The following is a 16,593-nucleotide window of genomic DNA, read 5'->3' on the forward strand; positions in this document are numbered from 1 at the left end:
CTCTCCGGAGCCGCAAAGCAAAACGCCGCCACCCGCATGACGTGGGTGGCGGCGTTTCTCGTCTAGTACGAAGAGCTTTCGCCCAGCACGTCGGCGCGCTCACGCAGTTCGCGCAGCCGCACCAGTGAGGTCTCGATCTCGGTGAGCCGCTGCTCCCGGCGGACCCCCGAATGCACGGCCGCGGCCTCCTCGGCGGCCCGCATGGAGGCGTCCACCGAGCGCAGGGTCGAGTTGGCGATCTCGGTGAAATGGTCACGCAGACTGCGCTGTACGGCGCGCAGCCGGTAGCGGGACTCCTTGCTCACCTGGAAGATCACATCGTCCATGAGCCGTGCCACCGCCACCTTGGCCTCGGACTGACGCCGCTGCCGGCGGCCCTTGCGGTCGTCCCACAGCGCGTTCACGCCCAGCAGCACGCCCGCACCGGCCGAGTACCAGTTCACCAGCGACATGCCCAGCAAGCTGGTGGCCAGGCCGACCATCAGCAGGCCCGCGTAGGAGCCGCGCAAGGTGTTCAGGATCTGTTGGATGATCCCGTGTTTCGCGCTCTCCAAGGGTTCCATGGTGGCGACGGGCTCCAGCACCGCACCCACATCACCCGGATTGTCCAGCTTCAGATCCGGGGTCGGAATGCCGCTCTCGGGGAACTTGGCCGCCACCTGCTCGGCCAGCTCCACCGACCGGTAGTGGGCGATGACGAAGTTCTCCTCCACCGCCTCGCAGATCTTGGCATCCAGTTCGGCACTGAAATCCGCCCACTTGCGCACCGGATCACGCTGCATGATCTGCGATTCGGAATCACGGATCAGACTGCGCAGCCGGTGCCGCAGATCATGTTCGGTATCGGCCATCAGCTCGGCCGCGCCGTCGGCGAGGGTGAGCGACCAGTTGGCCGTGCGCAGGCGCAGCTGCTCGGCTTCTTCGCGAGTACGGCGCAACTGCTCGGTGATGACGGTGAAGCGGCGCGGATCCCGCAGCGTCTCACCCTCACTGCGCAGCGCGAGCGCCAGATGATCGGTAATGAGCCGGATATCGCGCACCGCCGCCTCGCTGGCGACCACGTCCGCGCGGCCCAGCACGTAGGCGCGCAGATGGTCCAGCAATTGCGGCACACCGGATTCCAGATCCAGCTGCTGATCACCGAGCGCGGCGGCATGCTCGTGCAACTGCGCCGAGGCTGGAGCGACCGCGAAGGCCAGCCCGGCATCGTCGAGCAGCTGCCGGTCCTGCTGCTGCACCTGCGGCCACTGCGGATACTGATCGATCTTGTTGAGCACGCACACGACCGTCGGGCACACCTGCTGAATACGCTGCAACTGCTCGATCTGCGCGGGCGTGAACGGCGCACCCGCATCCGCGACGTACAGCACCGCATCCGCGGCCGCCAGCAGCGACCAGGTGGACGGCGTCTCGCCGGGCGAACCCGGCGCGTCCAGCACCACGAAGCCCTCCGCCAACAGCGGGCTGGGCGCGGTGAACTCGGCGCGGATGACGCCCTCGGTCCGCAGTTCGGCGACCGCGGTCGCCGGATCCACCGGCAGGCGCTCGGCCGTACCCGCGGCACCCACCTTCACCAGCGTGGCGGTCGCCTGGGCGCCGTACTCGGCGATCACCGGCACGCCGGGCTGCCCGTCGGTCGCGCTCACCGGCGCACCGACCAGGCTGTTCACCAAAGTGCTCATGCCGCTGTGGGATTCACCCACCACGACCAGGCGCACCCGCGGATCGGCGACCCGGGCGCGGGCGATGCCCAGCCGGTTCGCCAGATCGGTCCGGCCCGCGGCATGGGTCAGCCCGAGCAGCTCGTCGAGCAGCTCGAGCAACGGTCCCATCGCATCGGGATTCTTCACTACAGCAAGTCGTTCGGCGCCGCTCACAGCAGCATTGTGTGATCGAACGGGCCGTGCGCCCCGTAGTGGTGACTGTCGGCCGGCGCCGCATCGGGCAGCAGCCCGGACGAGAGGCCCGCATCGTGCATGAGACCGGACGACAGATCGTGCATGGACAGCGACGAATCGTCACTCACCAGCGCGGTGTCGTGCAAGGTCAGCGCGGGATCGTGATAGGTCGGCGCGGTGTAGGAGGCCAGTGCCACATCGTGCACGCCCGGCTGCGACCCCGGATTCACCTGGTAGTCCATCGGTTTCATCGGCTGCACCTCCGGCACGTGCACATCCGGGATGCTGGGCTGCGTCGTCGGCACGGACGGCATCGACGGCACGGTCTGCGGCGCCGGCACCGGCGCCACCGAAATCTGCGGCTGCGAACCGTGATCGGGCAGTCCGCCGTGATCCGGCTGGCCACCGTGATTCGGCACGTCCGGGACGGTCGGCGGCACGGTGTTGTCCGGCAACGTGTTGTGATCCGGGGTCACGGTCGGCTGATGCGCCGTACCCGAATCCGGGTCGCTCGGCACGCCGTGCGTCGGCCCGCCACCGTGCGTGGTGCCGCCATTGCCACCGTCGTCGGTCGGCTGATGCTGATCGGTCGGCTGGTGCTGCGGCGTGGTGCCCGGGTCCGGCTTGTCATTGGTCGGGACGGTCGTCGGGTCCGGCTGCTTGGTCGGCTCCGGCGCGGTGGTCACCGCATTCCCGGTGTCCGGCTTGGTGGTTCCGGTGTCGGGCTTGGTGGTCCCGGCATCGGGCACGGTCGGCAGCTTGGTGGTGGCGGGCACCGGCGGCACCGTGGTGAGACCCGCATCGGGCTTGGGCGACGGCACACTGACCTGCGGCGAAGTCCCCGCGGACGGCGACTGGGTGACGGGCACCGGCTTGGCGACCACGGTGGCCGGATCATGCGACTCCGGCTGATCGCGCAGCCCGGACGCGGTGAGCACCGGCTGCCGCTGATCGAACAGCACCGGCACGGCGGCCGCGGGCGCGGTCAGCGGCGACGGGCCACCGGTCGTGCCGAGCAGGTTTCCGATCGGATGATTCGCCGCATCGGGCTGAATCGTGGTCTGCAACGGCGTCGCCGCCACCGGCTGCGCAAAGGCGACCGGCGCCGTCACCACGGGCGCGACCGCCACCGGCACCACCGGCGCGACCACCGAAGACACGGGCGCCACCGGCGAAACCGCCACGGGCGCAACCGGAGCCGCGGGCCCGGACCCGAAAGCGGGAGCAACCGCACCCGGTCCCCCGATCGAAGCCGCCGGACCACCGAAACCGGACCCACCCGGGGCACCGAAACCCGAACCGGGCGAGCCGAATCCGGGCGCACCGGCGGATGCGCCGGGACCGAAACCAGGAGCACCGGCAGCCGCACCAGGGGCGCCGAACCCGGGAGCACCAGCGGAAGCGCCGGGAGCACCGAAACCAGGGGCACCGGCGGGCGCGCCGGGAGCACCGAAACCGGGGACACCCGCAGACGCGCCAGGAGTGCCGAAACCGGGAGCGCCCACGGACGAACCGGGGACACCGTGTGCATTCGAACCGGGAGCGCCGGAGCCACCGAACGGCGAGCCGGGCGCACCGGATCCGGGCGCACCGGCGGGCGCGCCTTGACCGCCGAAGGGCGAGAACTGGCTTCCCGCAGTGGAACCCGGTGCATTCCCGCCACCGAATGCGGCGTCCGGCGCCTGTCCCGGAACGGCATTCGGGCCACCCGCCGCGATATTCTGCATACCGGGCGAATCACTATGTGCCGCAGTGGTGTTCACACCCTGGTCGCCACCGTTGAGCGACTGGCCGTGGTAACCCGGCGCATGCGAGAGACCGTCGTGCAGCTGGTTGCCCAACTGGTTGTACTGATTGCCGATATTGCCGACCGCCACATCGACCTGCATCTCCGAGTGGACCCACACGCCGTCCAGGCCGACATGCACGTCGACGCTCAAGCCGGTGTGCACGACCGCACCGAAACCCTGCTGCTCGCCACCGAACCCCGGCTGCTGCTCACCGACACCGTCGAAGAAATGCCCCGGCTGACCGGCGTCACCGCCACCGAAGAAATGCCCCGACTGCCCCGGCGCGCCGCCGCCGTCACCGAAGAAGTGCCCGGACTGACCGGGCACGGCGCCGCCGCCGGATCCCTCGGGGAAACCGGTTCCGGCGCCCGGGAAGAACCCGCCGCCGCCGTTCATCCCCGGCAGGAAGCTCTGGCCGTCGCCGATCGGCTGCCCGGTCTGGCCGCCGAACAGGTTGCCCAGCTGACCGAACGGATCTGCGGCGGCCGGCTGATTGACGAACGGCTGGCCGAAAGCATTACCGGCCTGGTCGAGCGGTATGCCGGAACCCGGTACCCCGCCGCCGGTTTCGTACGGCAGGCCGAAGGCATTGGTCGCGGTGCCGGGATCGGAGACGCCGATCCCGTGGAAGCCGGAGTCGGACGGGTCGGGGGCGGGCCCGCCGTAGTTGGCGGGGAGCAGCCCGGCGTCCGTGCCGTGCTGGAAGTCGTGCCGCGAGTCGGGCGAGCTGACCGGGGCGTAGGACTGTCCGGGGCGGGAGGGCGGCAGCGAATCGGCGGTGAGGTCCGGGAAGGACACCGTCGCGCTGGGGGCGTGCTGCTGCGGGTCGTCGGCTTCGGACCAGTGGCTGTCGTGTTCGATGGCCGGCGTGACGCCGGTGCGGGTCCCGGCGGAGGCGATCAGCGCGCCGCCGGTCACGTATGCGCCTGCCCTCGCCACGCGGGCGACACCGGTGGCAATGGTGTACGCGGCGTCGCCGGCGTTTTCTCCGTGGCCGGGGTCGTCGTCGTAGGGCAGATCACGTGGCATACGGGCTCCCGGTCTCAGGGTTCGGCGGCCTACGGGGAGTAGGCCGCCGTTTACACGCTTGTTTCACACCCTATTTCCGGATATCCGGTCTGTCACATCCGCCAGGTAGGCGGCGGTGTGCGCAGTGGTGAGAGACATAGCTTGACAGCCTGTATATCCGGACGGAAGCCCCATTTTTCACCTGCTCAGCCAACCCAGGTTTTGATGCGGTCCGACCGGTCTCGCCGATCGACAGACTCTTTCTGAATGTCTCGAGAACGTCAAGTGCCAATCACGCCCACCGCCCCACTCCCCCACCGCCACACGCCCCAGCAGCGAGCCATCTCGCCCACCCGATCAACCGCGACACCCCACCGCCCTGAGGCAGCGAGGCATCCCCCTATCAACAGCCGTGCCCCGCTGCCGTATAGGCAGCGGGGCACGAGAGTCCCGAGAGCGGGTGTTACTTCTTCTTGTCGGATGGGGCGTCGGACGAGAGCGCCGCCACGAAGGCTTCCTGCGGGACCTCGACACGGCCGATCGTCTTCATCCGCTTCTTGCCTTCCTTCTGCTTCTCGAGCAGCTTGCGCTTACGGCTGATGTCACCGCCGTAGCACTTGGCGAGCACGTCCTTGCGGATCGCCCGAATGTTCTCGCGCGCAATGACCTTCGAGCCGATGGCGGCCTGGATCGGCACCTCGAACTGCTGCCGCGGGATGAGCTCGCGCAGCTTGGTGGTCATCTTGTGCCCGTAGGCCTGGGCGGCGTCCTTGTGCATGATGGCCGAGAACGCGTCCACCGCCTCGCCCTGCAACAGAATGTCCACCTTGACCAGCGCGGCCTGCTGTTCGCCGGTCTCCTCGTAGTCGAGCGAGGCGTACCCGCGGGTCCGCGACTTCAGCGCGTCGAAGAAGTCGAAGATGATCTCCGCCATGGGCAGCGTGTACCGCATCTCCACGCGGGTCTCGGACAGGTAATCCATCCCCAGCAGCTCACCGCGCCGCGACTGGCACAACTCCATGATGGTGCCGATGAATTCGCTCGGCGCGATGACGGTGCACTTGGTGATCGGCTCGTAGATCTCGCGCACCTTGCCCTCGGGCCAGTACGAGGGGTTGGTCACGACCTGCTCGGCGCCGTCCTCCAGGACCACCCGGTAGATCACGTTGGGCGCGGTGGAGATCAGCTCCAGCCCGAATTCTCGTTGCAGCCGTTCACGAGTGATCTCCATGTGCAGCAATCCCAGGAAGCCACAACGGAATCCGAAGCCGAGGGCCACGGAGGTCTCGGGCACGTAGGTCAGCGCGGCATCGTTGAGCTGCAGCTTGTCCAGTGCGTCACGCAGATCCGGGTAGTCGGATCCGTCGAGCGGGTAGAGACCGGAGTAGACCATGGGCCGCGGTTCGCGGTAGCCGGTGAGCGCGTCGGTCGCGCCGTCACGCATGGTGGTGACGGTGTCGCCGACCTTCGACTGCCGGACGTCCTTCACACCGGTGATGAGGTAGCCCACCTCGCCGACGCCCAGCCCCTGTGTGGGTTTGGGTTCGGGCGAGACGATGCCGATCTCCAGCAGTTCGTGGGTGGCGCCGGTGGACATCATCTTGATCTTCTGGCGCGGGGTGAGCTTGCCGTCCACCACACGCACGTAGGTGACGACACCGCGGTAGGTGTCGTAGACCGAGTCGAAGATGAGGGCGCGCGCGGGTGCGTCGGGCTTGCCGACCGGCGCCGGAATCTCGGCGATGACCTTGTTCAGCAGTTCGGGCACGCCGACGCCGGTCTTACCGGAAACCCGCAGCACGTCATCGGGTTCGCAGCCGATGATGTGCGCGATCTCGGCGGCGTAGCGGTCGGGGTCGGCGGCCGGCAGGTCGATCTTGTTGAGGACGGGAATGATGGTCAGATCCCGTTCCATGGCCAGATAGAGATTGGCGAGCGTCTGCGCCTCGATGCCCTGTGCGGCGTCGACCAGCAGCACCGCGCCTTCACACGCCTCCAGCGCACGTGACACTTCGTAGGTGAAGTCCACGTGTCCGGGCGTGTCGATCAGGTGCAGGACGTAGTCCTCACCGTCGACCTGCCAGGGCAGCCGCACGTTCTGGGCCTTGATGGTGATGCCGCGCTCGCGCTCGATATCCATCCGGTCGAGGTACTGCGCACGCATCGCCCGCTCCTCGACCACCCCGGTGAGTTGCAGCATGCGGTCGGCCAGGGTCGATTTCCCGTGGTCGATATGCGCGATGATGCAGAAGTTCCTGATCCGCTGGGGATCGGTGAACGTCGTATCGGCGAAGCTGGGCACTCCACTCCCTCACAATGGTCGATGAACTGCCGACCATCGTCCCATGACGGACGCACCGGCCCGTGCATCGGTCCACCGCACCCGCTGCGGCGGGGGCGGTGGACCGCGCGGTCAGACCGTGGCCGGGACGGGTTCGGGGACGGTGGTCGTGACCGCTTCGTCGCGGCCGCTGCGCAGGGTGACCAGGGCGAGCGGTATCCCGACGGCCACGATGATGCCGGCGACGATGATCGCGAGCCGATACCCGTCGAGGAAGGCGTGCAAGGGCGCGGCGCCGTGCTGGGCGGCGGACGCCGAGCGGGTGGTGAGGATCGCACCCACGATGGTGATCCCGAGCAGGGCCGAGATCTCCCGGGCGGCATTGACGACCGCGCCCGCCGCGCCCGCGACGGCCGGCGGCATCCGGTCCATGATGGCCGCGTTCAGCGGTGTCATGACCAGGCCGGAGCCGAGGCCGAACAGGATGAACGGCGGCATCAGGTCGATGATGTGCCCGTGCTCGCCGATCATGGCGATGCCCAGCAGCGCGCCGACGATGCCGGCGACGCCGATCGCGACGGTGATATTGGTGCCCAGCCGCCGGTCGGCGAGGGGTGCGATCGGTGAGATCACCACCATGCTGACGGCCATCGGGATGAAGGCCGCGCCGGCCGCGGTCGGCGAGAAGCCGAGCACGTTCTGCATATACATGGCGGTGAAGAAGTAGATGCCCATGACGCCGAAGCCCCACAGCATCATGGTGACGACGCCGCCGCTGAAGATCCGGTTCCGGAACATGGACATGTCCACCATCGGGTCGGCGGTGCGCATCTCGACGGTGACGAAGGCGGCGAGGGCAGCGGCGGCGAGGGCGAAGCAGCCGAGGATCACGGCCGAGGTCCAGCCGCGATCGTGGCCTTCGATGAGCGCGTAGGTGACGGCGAACAGTGCGACGGTCGAGGTCACCAGGCCCGGCAGGTCGAGGCGGCGGCGTTCCCGTTCACGGGTTTCGTCGAGGGTGAGGGCGGTGATGGCCATGGTGACGAGCCCGAAGGGCACGTTGATCAGGAAGATCCAACCCCAGTCCACATGCTGGCTGATCACGCCGCCGGTGAACGGCCCGAGTGCGAGGGCGAGCGCGCCGATGGCACTCCAGACTCCGACGGCCTTGGTGCGTTCGGCGTCGTCGGGGAAGAGCCCGGAGATGATGGCCAGCGTGGGTGGGATGGCCGCGGCCGCGCCGACGCCCTGCAGGACGCGGGCCGCGATGAGCATGGTCTGGCTGTCGGCCAGTCCGGCCAGCAGTGACGCGAGGGTGAAGACGCCGAGTCCGCCGAGGAACATGCGGCGGCGTCCGAAGAGGTCAGCGAGTCGTCCGCCGGCCAGCATGAGCCCGGCGAATACCAGGATGTAGCTGCTCACCACCCATTCGAGGCCGGAGATGGAGAGGCCGAGGTGGCGCTGGATGGACGGCAGCGCGACGTTCACCACGTTGTTGTCGAGAAATGTCATGAAGGTGGCCAGGGAGACCCCGATGAGGGCCCACCAGCGGCGAGGCAGTGTTGGCACCGTGCGACTCCTATACGCAGTGCTCGTACATCGTTCCTATACGAAGTACATGTACGAGGTACAGGAAAGCCTGTACGTTGTATATTTGTCAAGTGGCGAAAATGGAGAACCGACTGAGCCGGGAGACGGTGGCCGACGCCGCGCTCGCACTCGCCGACGCCGAGGGCCTCGAGGCGCTCACCATCCGGCGCCTGGCACAGGATCTGGGCGTCACCCCGATGGCGCTGTACTGGCACTTCAAGAACAAGGACGAGCTGCTCAGCGGCGTCGTCGACCGCCTCTGGGATCGGGTCGACACCGCCCGCGACCGCTCCCTGCCGCTGCTGGACCAGTTCCGCGCGCTCGTCGAATCGGTGGCGACGGTGCTCCGCGCGCACCGCACCCTGGTCCCGCTCCTGGAGATGCCCCGCGATCACGAGCCGAGCCTCGGCTTCCTGGAGGCCACCGAGACCGCGCTGCAGATCCTCACCGAGTACGGCTTCGACACCGAGCGCGCCGCCTCGATCTGCGGCAATGCCCTCCGCACCGCGATCGCCCTGGTCCTGGGCGAACCGGGCGCCGCCACCCCGCAACAGTCCCCCGAGGACGTCACCGAGATGATCCGCCGGAAGCGCCTGCGCCTGGAAACCCTTCCCCAGCAACGCTATCCGCGAGTCGTGGAGGCCGCCGGCTACCTGACCTCCTGCGAGCCCGAGCGGCACTACAGCTTCGGCCTCGACTTCTTCATGGCCGCCCTCACCGCCCTCCCCCGCCCCGTACAACCCGGCTGAACTGCCCGTATCCGGCCCGGATGAGAAACCGGACATCCGCCGTTAGGCTGCCGGTCATGGCCGGCAGGTGGAACGCCTTGGGGAAGCAGTTGGGGAACGTGGCTAAGGAACAGAGTTCACAGATCGCGAAGCAGCAGGCGCCCAAGTTGTTCGGGCGGGTGCGGGCGTCGGCGCTGTGGGATCGGGCAGTGCGCGCGGTCGCCGCGCCGAAGCCGGGACCCGGCGTGACGGTCCGGCCGACCGCGTCGACCGCGGTGCCGTCGCGGGAGCGGGCGCGGCAGATCGTGTACTGCCCGCAGCTGGACGGTCGCGCCGATCCGGGTGAAATCGTCTGGACCTGGGTGCCTTACGAGGAGGATCCGGGCAATGGCAAGGATCGTCCGGTGCTGGTGGTGGGCCGGGAGGGTAGGACCCTGCTCGGCCTGATGCTCTCGTCCAATGAGGAGCACGCGCACCACCCGAACTGGGTCGGCATCGGTTCCGGCCCATGGGATCACGCGGACCGGCCCAGCTGGGTGCGGCTGGATCGGGTGCTGGATGTGCCGGAGATGGGTATCCGGCGCGAGGGCGCGATCCTGGAGCGCAAGCTCTTCGATCGGGTCGCGCACCGCCTGTGCGCCGAATACCACTGGTACTGAACGCCTTTCAGCTGAGCATGTTTCGGGAGCGCCCGTACAGCACGCCGTACACCAGCGCGCCGAGCACGCCGCCGATCAGCGGGAAGACGATGAACACCCACACCTGCGGCATCGCGCCGTCCTGATACGGCGCGACCGCCAGGCTGCGGGCCGGGTTCACGGAGGTGTAGTCCACCGGGATCGAGATCAGGTTGATGACCGCCAGGGTGATACCGATGGACAGTCCGGCCAGCGGCACATCGGAGAGCTGATCGGTGGAGGCGAGCACCACGAACACCAGCAGCGCCGTCAGCAGCACCTCCACGGTGATGGCCGCGGCGAGCCCGTAGCCGTCCGTGGTGACATCACCCAGCACCGTCGCCGAGGGACTGTGCGCACCCCAGCCATTGGCGGCGAGCCCGTTGGTGGCCCGGTCGTAGGCCGGCAGGTTCTTGGCGACGGCGTAGACGACGGCGCCCGCGGCGAATCCGCCCAGCAGTTGCGCGATCCAGTAGGTGACCGCCGTGAGCGCCGAAATCCGGCCCAGCAGCAGTTGTCCCACCGTGACCGCGGGGTTCACATGGCAGCCGGAGATCGGCCCGATGGCGTAGACCAGGAACATCAGCGTGAATCCGAACGCGAGGGCAATGCCGAGCGCACCCACCCGTTCACCGGCGATGACCGCGGTGCCGACACCGGCGAGCACCAGGACAAAAGTGCCGAGCGCCTCCGCGAACAGCTTCCTGCCCAGGGAGATCCCTTCGTTCTCCGCCAGTTCCTCGACGATTTCCTGCGCTGTGGGAGACATCAGCCACCTTCCGGATCGTCCCGCTCGGGAGCGGAAAACACCTGTAGTTCTGCTGAATCACGCATGCGAAGCACGTCTCACGCGAGCCGAGTGATCTCCACCGTCACTTCGAGATCGGTCGAGCCGCTTCCGCTGAAGATACCTTTGAGGGGCGGTACATCCGCGTAATCACGTCCGACGCCGACGGACACGTGTTGCTCGGTGACGGGAATGTTGTTGGTCGGGTCGTAGCCCCACCACTGCCCGGTCCAGGCTTCCACCCAGGCGTGCATCTGCCCGGCGACGGTGTCGCCGACCTCGGCGGCCGGGTCGGGATGCAGGTAGCCGGAGACGTAGCGGCTGGGAATCCCCATGGTGCGCAGGAGCAGCAGGGTGAGGTGTGCGTAATCCTGGCAGACGCCCTGTCGTTCGGCGAAGGCCTCCACGGCGGAGGTGTGCACCGAGGTGGTGCCGGCCAGGTAGTTCATTTCCCGGTGCACCCATTCCGCGCCGCGCACAACGGCTTTGGCGGGTGGTACGCCGCGGGAGAGCTGCCGGGCGATGGGGGCGAGGCGGCGTTCGCGGGGCACGTAGGCGGTGGGCGTGAGCAGTTCGTCGAAGCGGTCGGCGACGTCGGCGGAGCGCAACTGCTCCCACGACAGTTCTTCGGCCGGACCGGCGAACGGTTCGGTCTCCACCACCGAGGCGCTGGTGACCTCCAGTTCGGTGTGCGGGGCGTTCAGGTCGAAGGCGGTGACGCTGGTGCCCCAGTAGTCGATGTACCGGTAGGACCGGGTGGAGGGCACGGTCTCGACCCGGTTCAGGATGACGTTCTGCCGGCTGTCGGCGCGCGGGGTGAGCCGCGCCTCGTTGAACGACCGGGTGACCGGTGCGTCGTACACGTATCCGGTGGTGTGCACCACCCGCATCCGCCAGCTCATGCGGGCTCCTCCACCATCGAGTTGTTGCGGCCGTGCAGCCCGGTCCAGGCCACCCAGGATTCGGCGTGGAAGTACTGCAGCGCCACCGCTTCCCCGACTTCCCGGCAGGTCTGCTGGAGCCACAGCAATCTGCTGGGCAGGTCCTCGAGCAGTTCGGTCGAGGGGAGGAATTCGAGTTCGCTGCGCGCCCGGCCGAGCAGCCGATGCGCCTCCTGCCGGGCGGCGAAGCGACTGTTGGGCCGTTGATCCAGTTCCTGCAGACAGGTTTCGGCGACACGCAGGGAATGGAAGACCGATCGCGGGAAGAGCCGGTCCAGCAGGATGAAGTCGGCGATCTGATTGGCGTCGAGCACGCCGCGGTGCGTGCGCAGATAAGGATCGTGCGCGCCCGCCGAGCGCAGCACCGTCACCCAGGCGGGCGAGGAGGTGCGATCACCCGCACGGGAAAGCAACAGCCGCACAGTCATATCCACGCGTTCGATGGATCTGCCGAGCAGCAGGAACCGGTAGCCGTCGTCGCGGCTGAGCGTGGAGTCGGACAGTCCGGCGAACATGGCGGCCCGGTCGGTGATGTAGTGGCAGAATTCGTGCGGGCCCAGCGCGCGGGCGGCGCGTTCGGCGGCGGCCAGCCCGTTGTAGGTGGCGTTCAGGCATTCCCACATTTCGGTGGAGGTGACTTCTCGTGCGCCCCGGGCATTTTCGCGGGCCCGGCCGACGGAGTCGACGATAGAGCCGCCGTCGCGGCCGAAGGCGACCAGTTCGGTCACCGACCAGACATCCAATTCCTTTGCAGGCGTTTCTATTCCGAGTACCCGCAGTAGTACTCGTGAGGTTTTGTCGGGGTCGACGGTGGCGTCCTCGAGTAGTTGATGCACCGCGACGTCGAGAATGCGCGCCGTATATTCGGCGCGCTCCACATAGCGCCCGATCCAGTAGAGGGATTCGGCATTGCGCGCCAGCATGATCGGTCCCGCCTAAAAGTAGTCACCTGCCCAGCGCCATTGCTGTTTCGAAATACCGGCCCGTTTCCGGACCTGTTGCCGGCCCGCCACGGGGCCTGTTGTGGGCCTGCTGCTCAGGCCTGTTGTTGTTGCTGTTGCTGCTGGCTGCCGTGCGCGGGCGCGACCTCCCGCGACTGGTCGCGTTCGGGTGCGATATGCATTTCGCTGACCAGCTGTTCCCCCGCCAATTCGCGTTCCGCGCCGGAGGTTCTGGGCGCCAATACCCAGGTGTCCTTACTGCCGCCGCCCTGACTGGAATTGACGACCAGCGAGTCGGCGGGCAGCGCCACCCGGGTCAAACCGCCCGGCAGGACCCAGATGTCGTCGCCGTCATTGACGGCGAAGGGGCGTAGGTCCACATGCCGGGGCGCGAGCCGGTTGTCGATCTTGCTGGGCACGGTGGACAGCTGGACCACGGGCTGCCCGATCCATCCGCGCGGATTCGCCTTCACCTTGCGCCGGATCGCTTCCAGCTCTTTGGCACTGGCGTCGGGGCCGATGACGATCCCGTATCCGCCGGAGCCCTCGACCGGTTTCACCACGAGTTCGCCGACGCGGTCGAGCACTTCGTCGCGTTCCTCGGGCTCCCAGCAGCGGTAGGAATCCACATTGGGCAGCACCGGTTTCTCGCCGAGGTAGTACTCGATGAACGCGGGCACATAGGTGTAGACGAGTTTGTCGTCGCCGACGCCATTGCCGACCGCATTGGCCAGCACCACGCTGCCCGCGCGGGCCGCGTTCAGGATTCCGGCGACGCCGAGCATCGAATCCGGCCGGAACTGCATGGGATCCAGAAAGGTGTCGTCGATGCGCCGGTAGATGACGTCCACCTGCCGCTCGCCCGCGGTGGTGCGCATGTAGACGACATTGTCGCGGCAGAACAGGTCCCGGCCCTCGACCAGTTCCACGCCCATCTGCCGGGCCAGCAGTGAGTGCTCGAAATAGGCGGAGTTGTAGACGCCGGGGGTGAGCACGACCACGGTCGGGTCGGCCTCATTGGGTGCGGCGGCGGCTCGCAGGGCGCGCAGCAGGTTGCTCGGGTAGTCGCCGACGGCCCGCACCCGGTGCGAGGCGAACAGGTCGGGGAACACGCGCGCCATGGTGCGGCGGTTCTCCATTACATAGGACACTCCGGACGGGGAGCGCAGATTGTCTTCCAGCACACGGAAATCGCCGTGTTCGTCGCGGATCAGGTCGATGCCGGCGACGTGAATGCGGACGCCGTTGGGCGGGACCAGCCCGGCCGCCTCGCGATGGAAATGCGCGCAGGAGGTGACGAGTCGTTTCGGGATCACCCCGTCGCGCAGGATGGTCTGTTCCCCGTACACGTCGGCGAGGAAGGCTTCCAGGGCCCGCACCCGCTGTTTGATGCCGCGTTCGAGTTTGGTCCATTCCGTGGCGGCTATGACTCGCGGTACCAGGTCGAGCGGGAAGGGCCGCTCCTGTCCGGACAGCGAGAAGGTGATGCCCTGATCCACGAAGGCCCGCGCCAGCGCTTCGGCGCGGGCGGCCAGTTCCTCGGCGTCGATCACGGCCAGGGCATTGAAGATGCCCCGGTAGGGCGCCCGGATGCGGCCGGACGTGTCGAACATCTCGTCGTATGCCTGGGCGTAGCGGCCGGGCATGTAACCGGCGAAGACACCGGTTCTCTCGTGTTTCTCGCGCGCGACGCCCGCCGGTGGGTGCGTGGACGAAGCGTGTGCGACCGTATTCAATGCCCTTGAAGGACTCGGCGCGGCGGCAGCGGGAGTCATGCAAAAATCGTCCGTCACGCAGGGGCAACACGCAGTCGGACGGTGATAAATTTCTGGTTTCAGCCACGTAGCGAACGGGCCCGATTTCATACGTCACTGTGTCGCCTGGTAACCTCGATCGTCGGTGCGGCCCTATGTCGGCTCGTCAGCCTGTTTTCATGGTTACGAGGCCTGTTGTAGTGCGCTCCCGAAGACTTTTGCATCCTGCATCCCGTCAAACGAAGGAACCAGAGGAACCGGCGTGGCCAATATCAAGTCCCAGATGAAGCGGATCCGCACCAACGAGGCTGCGCGCCAGCGCAATCAGTCGGTGAAGTCCGCGCTGCGCACCTCGATCCGCAAGTTCCGTGAGGCCGCCTCGGCGGGCGAGAAGGACAAGGCGCTCGAGCTGCTGCAGACCGCGAGCAAGAGCCTGGACAAGGCCGCCTCGAAGGGCGTCATCCACGCCAACCAGGCCGCCAACAAGAAGTCGGCGCTGTCGCTGGCTTTCAACAAGCTCGGCTGATCAACCCCGGTAGACAAACCGGCTTTTACTTCGAACAGCCGCCGTGGCCACGATGACCGCGGCGGCTTTTGTTGTACCTGTTTCACCTCTCCACACCGCAGCGCACGGCCCGGATGCCGTCGACGCCAACTTGCCTCGTCGCCTGGTTCGCAGCAGGATGGCTGCGAACGTCGGGGTAATCGGAGAGTCACCTGCGTTGGGAGTTGTCTTGGCATCGCGTCGTAGAAATCTGTCGTCTGTCGGCCGGGGAGTGCTCGCGGCGAGCGCGGCCGCGCTCATGCTGGCCACCGGTGCCGGAATGGCCGACGCCCGGCCGATCGGGCCGTTCGATGTGGGCGGGCAGATCGAGGTGGAGTACGACCGCGCGGGCGGTCCCGGATTCTTCGGCGACCCGGTGGGCCCGGAGGTCGATGCGGCCGGCGGCGGACGCAAGCAGGACTTCACCAACAATGTGTCCATCTACTGGACCGCGACCACCGACGCGCACGCCATCGGCGGCTCGATCCGCGACAAGTGGCGCACCACCGGTTCCGAGGCCGGATCGCTGAAGTACGCGGTCACCGATGAGGGCGAGACCTCGAAACCCGGCCGCTTCCAGCACTTCCAGGGCGGTTCCATCTACTGGTCGCTCGGCGCGGGCACACATGTGGTGTCCGGCGCGATCCGCGACAAGTACGCCGCGGCCGGCTGGGAGAGCAGCGCGCTGGGCTTCCCCATCGCCGATCAGAGCAAGGGTTCCAGCGCGGTGAACCAACTCTTCGAGGGCGGCGCCATCTACTCCTCGCAGAGCACCGGCACCCACATCGTGTGGGGCGCCATCCGCGACGACTGGGTCCGGGCCGGCGGCGAGAACGGCCGCTACGGCTACCCGACCGGCGACGAATACGACTACAAGGGCGGCAAGGCCCAGGACTTCCAGGGCGGCAAGATCACCTGGTCGCCCTCGACCCAGTAGCGCCCGATCACGCCGGGGCTCAGGGTTGTTCGCCCGTCGTGCCGAGCAGCGCGGTCGCCAGATCGCGCAGGCTCGTGCGCAGGCGCTCGAATTCGCCGTCGCGAATGAGCTGGGCCACCGGTTCGGTGTGCATGCCGCCGAGAATGATATGCGCCAGCAGTGCGCCGTCCAGCTCCGGGCGGGCTTCCTCGATGAGCCCGGCGACGTGCGCATGCCAGGTCTGATAGACCGAATTCGCCTGCCGCTCACCGGAAGTGTTCTTCCGCACCGCGGCGGCATGATCGTGCGCGGTCATCAGGCCAGCGTTCTGCGTGACGAGATCGGTCACCGCATCCAGGAAGGCGATGAACCGTTCCGGGGCCGGTGCGCCTGGGCCCAGCGGCGGCGGTCCGGAGACCATCGCCTCCTGTAGTGCGGTGGCCCGCTGTTCCATGACGGACTGCATCAACCCCATGCGATTGCCGAACCGGTGGAACACAGTCGCCTTGCCGACTCCGGCCGCTTCGGCGACCCGTTCGATGGTCACCTGTCCGGGATCGCTTCCACGCAACAGCTTTTCGGTCGCGGCCAGGATGGCGTGGCGGTTCCGCTCGGCATCGGCGCGCACCCGGCGCGGTTCGGCCACGATCTGCTCTTCTCTCTAGACATCTGAACCAGTGGTTCATATAGTAGCGTTCATTAAATGAACCACTGGTTCAGATAACTGCTCATGGAGAA

General features: G+C 67.6%; 13 protein-coding genes. 4 read left to right on the forward strand and 9 right to left on the reverse strand.

Annotation, left to right across the window (positions count from 1 at the left end; translation table 11 throughout):
• Positions 1-62 precede the first annotated feature (62 nt).
• The 4 genes from ACIP5Y_RS05290 to ACIP5Y_RS05305 form a co-directional block, all read right to left on the reverse strand.
• Positions 63-1,877 carry a hypothetical protein gene (locus ACIP5Y_RS05290; protein WP_400347753.1) on the reverse strand — a complete coding sequence of 605 codons (1,815 nt, stop codon included), beginning with the start codon at positions 1,875-1,877 and terminating at the stop codon, positions 63-65.
• Positions 1,874-4,717 carry a hypothetical protein gene (locus ACIP5Y_RS05295; protein ID WP_400347755.1) on the reverse strand — a complete coding sequence of 948 codons (2,844 nt, stop codon included), beginning with the start codon at positions 4,715-4,717 and terminating at the stop codon, positions 1,874-1,876. The genes ACIP5Y_RS05290 and ACIP5Y_RS05295 overlap by 4 nt, the downstream gene beginning before the upstream one ends.
• A 442-nt stretch (positions 4,718-5,159) precedes the next feature.
• Positions 5,160-6,998, reverse strand: a complete 1,839-nt coding sequence (gene lepA, locus ACIP5Y_RS05300; protein ID WP_400347756.1) for a translation elongation factor 4 — start codon at positions 6,996-6,998, stop codon at positions 5,160-5,162.
• A gap of 111 nt (positions 6,999-7,109) precedes the next feature.
• Entirely contained in the window at positions 7,110-8,546 is a 1,437-nt protein-coding gene (locus ACIP5Y_RS05305) for an MFS transporter (RefSeq protein WP_400347758.1), read from the reverse strand.
• A gap of 101 nt (positions 8,547-8,647) precedes the next feature.
• On the opposite strand from ACIP5Y_RS05305, the gene ACIP5Y_RS05310 reads away from it, so the two are divergent.
• Positions 8,648-9,316, forward strand: coding sequence for a TetR/AcrR family transcriptional regulator (locus ACIP5Y_RS05310; protein ID WP_400349142.1), 669 nt, complete (start codon positions 8,648-8,650; stop codon positions 9,314-9,316).
• A gap of 56 nt (positions 9,317-9,372) precedes the next feature.
• Positions 9,373-9,954, forward strand: coding sequence for a type II toxin-antitoxin system PemK/MazF family toxin (locus ACIP5Y_RS05315; protein ID WP_400347760.1), 582 nt, complete (start codon positions 9,373-9,375; stop codon positions 9,952-9,954).
• 7 nt (positions 9,955-9,961) lie between these two features.
• On the opposite strand, the gene ACIP5Y_RS05320 is transcribed toward ACIP5Y_RS05315, so the two are convergent.
• The 4 genes from ACIP5Y_RS05320 to ACIP5Y_RS05335 form a co-directional block, all read right to left on the reverse strand.
• Positions 9,962-10,741 carry an aquaporin gene (locus ACIP5Y_RS05320; RefSeq protein ID WP_400347761.1) on the reverse strand — a complete coding sequence of 260 codons (780 nt, stop codon included), beginning with the start codon at positions 10,739-10,741 and terminating at the stop codon, positions 9,962-9,964.
• 77 nt (positions 10,742-10,818) lie between these two features.
• Positions 10,819-11,661, reverse strand: coding sequence for a transglutaminase domain-containing protein (locus ACIP5Y_RS05325; RefSeq protein ID WP_400347763.1), 843 nt, complete (start codon positions 11,659-11,661; stop codon positions 10,819-10,821).
• Positions 11,658-12,623: an alpha-E domain-containing protein gene (locus tag ACIP5Y_RS05330; protein WP_400347765.1), complete on the reverse strand. Its 966-nt coding sequence runs from the start codon at positions 12,621-12,623 to the stop codon at positions 11,658-11,660. The genes ACIP5Y_RS05325 and ACIP5Y_RS05330 overlap by 4 nt, the downstream gene beginning before the upstream one ends.
• 113 nt (positions 12,624-12,736) lie before the next feature.
• Positions 12,737-14,287: a circularly permuted type 2 ATP-grasp protein gene (locus tag ACIP5Y_RS05335; protein ID WP_400349144.1), complete on the reverse strand. Its 1,551-nt coding sequence runs from the start codon at positions 14,285-14,287 to the stop codon at positions 12,737-12,739.
• A gap of 370 nt (positions 14,288-14,657) precedes the next feature.
• Here ACIP5Y_RS05335 and rpsT point away from each other — a divergent pair, with 370 nt between their 5' ends.
• Positions 14,658-14,921: a 30S ribosomal protein S20 gene (gene rpsT, locus ACIP5Y_RS05340; RefSeq protein WP_400347767.1), complete on the forward strand. Its 264-nt coding sequence runs from the start codon at positions 14,658-14,660 to the stop codon at positions 14,919-14,921.
• Between the two features lie 208 nt (positions 14,922-15,129).
• The gene (locus ACIP5Y_RS05345; RefSeq protein ID WP_400347768.1) at positions 15,130-15,876 is read left to right on the forward strand and encodes an LGFP repeat-containing protein; all 747 of its coding nucleotides are present in this window, start codon (positions 15,130-15,132) and stop codon (positions 15,874-15,876) included.
• Between the two features lie 19 nt (positions 15,877-15,895).
• On the opposite strand, the gene ACIP5Y_RS05350 is transcribed toward ACIP5Y_RS05345, so the two are convergent.
• The gene (locus ACIP5Y_RS05350; protein WP_400347770.1) at positions 15,896-16,501 is read right to left on the reverse strand and encodes a TetR/AcrR family transcriptional regulator; all 606 of its coding nucleotides are present in this window, start codon (positions 16,499-16,501) and stop codon (positions 15,896-15,898) included.
• Positions 16,502-16,593 lie beyond the last annotated feature (92 nt).

The sequence above is a fragment of the Nocardia sp. NPDC088792 genome, from assembly GCF_044750615.1.
Lineage (GTDB): Bacteria > Actinomycetota > Actinomycetes > Mycobacteriales > Mycobacteriaceae > Nocardia.

Bases quoted from the DNA above. Each gene is read 5' to 3' on its own strand.
- ACIP5Y_RS05295 (WP_400347755.1), bottom strand. From the start codon at position 4,717: ATGCCACGTGATCTGCCCTACGACGACGACCCCGGCCACGGAGAAAAC.
- ACIP5Y_RS05310 (WP_400349142.1), top strand. From the start codon at position 8,648: ATGGAGAACCGACTGAGCCGGGAGACGGTGGCCGACGCCGCGCTCGCA.
- ACIP5Y_RS05315 (WP_400347760.1), top strand. From the start codon at position 9,373: ATGGCCGGCAGGTGGAACGCCTTGGGGAAGCAGTTGGGGAACGTGGCT.
- ACIP5Y_RS05320 (WP_400347761.1), bottom strand. From the start codon at position 10,741: ATGTCTCCCACAGCGCAGGAAATCGTCGAGGAACTGGCGGAGAACGAA.
- ACIP5Y_RS05325 (WP_400347763.1), bottom strand. From the start codon at position 11,661: ATGAGCTGGCGGATGCGGGTGGTGCACACCACCGGATACGTGTACGAC.
- ACIP5Y_RS05330 (WP_400347765.1), bottom strand. From the start codon at position 12,623: ATGCTGGCGCGCAATGCCGAATCCCTCTACTGGATCGGGCGCTATGTG.
- ACIP5Y_RS05335 (WP_400349144.1), bottom strand. From the start codon at position 14,287: ATGCCCGGCCGCTACGCCCAGGCATACGACGAGATGTTCGACACGTCC.